Below are 1,263 nucleotides of genomic sequence, written 5' to 3' on the forward strand. Positions count from 1 at the left end.
GCCTTTGGCGGCGGCAAGCTCTCCATCAATCCCGGCGCGGTCGCAGATCTCGCCGGTTTTGGCCAGTCGGTGACGGCCATGGTCAATAATGGCAGTTTCCGCTTCGGGGGAGCCGGCGGCACAAGCTTCAATGTCAGCGGCGATTACAGCGGCAATAATGGCATCCTTGTCATGAACACCACGCTGGGTGGCGACGCATCCAACACCGACCGCCTGCTGGTTGGCGGCAATAGCGAGGGCAACACCACCGTTAAAATCGTCAATCAGGGCGGTTCCGGTGCCCTCACCGACAAGGGCATCAAAGTGATCGAGGTCGCAGGCAGCTCACATGGCGACTTCGCCCTGGCCGGTGATTTTGTCACCGAAGATGGTCAGCAGGCCGTTGTCGGCGGTGCCTATGCCTATACATTGCATCAGGATGGCATCGATACGCCAACCGATGGCGACTGGTATCTGCGCAGCCACAAGGGCGCTGACGGCAACGGCGATCAGCCGCTGCTCAATCCCGGCGTTCCTGTCTACACCGTCGGACCCGATATGATCGGCACCCTCAACAAGAAGGGGTTTGGCGGTCTGGGTGAGCGGGTTCGCAGTGGCGACAGCACAGGCACAGGCGCAAGCTCAGGCACTGCAGGCGTCAAGGATGACATCTTCCGCGATCACTATGTCTGGGGCCGCATGGAAGGCAATTACGGCTCCTATGCGCTCAATGGCAATATCTCCGACAGCAACTACAACACCAATGATCTGCATCTGCAGGCAGGAATGGACGGCATCTTCAATCAGACGCGTTCCGGCACGCTGATGGGCTCGGTCTGGCTTGATTATCTGAGCAGTCAGGCCAATGTGACCTCAAAGGATGGCGATGGTCAGGTCAATGTGGATGGTTATGGTCTGGGAACCGGCTTAAGCTGGTTCAAGGATAATGGCTTTTATCTCGATGGCCAGGCCAAGCTGACCTGGTATCGCTCCAAATATGATTCAAGCCTGGCCAACAAGACACTGGCCGATGGCGTCAATAGTCTCGGTTATGCAATCAGCCTGGAAGCAGGGCAGAGCTTCACGCTCAATGATCGCTGGAGCCTGACACCGCAGGCGCAGCTGATCTGGTCATCGGTCAATACTGATCGCTATCAGGATGCCTTCAATGCGAGCATCGACACACCCAACAACAACAGCCTGACTGCACGCTTCGGACTTGCGACCAATCATGACAGCCGCTGGCTCGACGCCGATGGCACCACAACCCGTTTAAGCCTCGGT

1 protein-coding gene is annotated in these 1,263 nt (G+C 57.6%); it reads left to right on the forward strand.

Annotated elements, in window-relative coordinates; all coding sequences use genetic code 11:
* Positions 1-1,263: autotransporter outer membrane beta-barrel domain-containing protein (locus tag QBD00_RS23575; protein ID WP_318580707.1), on the forward strand; the 1,263-nt coding region annotated here is incomplete at both ends.

Origin of the sequence: Ochrobactrum sp. AN78 (genome assembly GCF_029909885.1) — a bacterium.
Lineage (GTDB): Bacteria > Pseudomonadota > Alphaproteobacteria > Rhizobiales > Rhizobiaceae > Brucella > Brucella quorumnocens.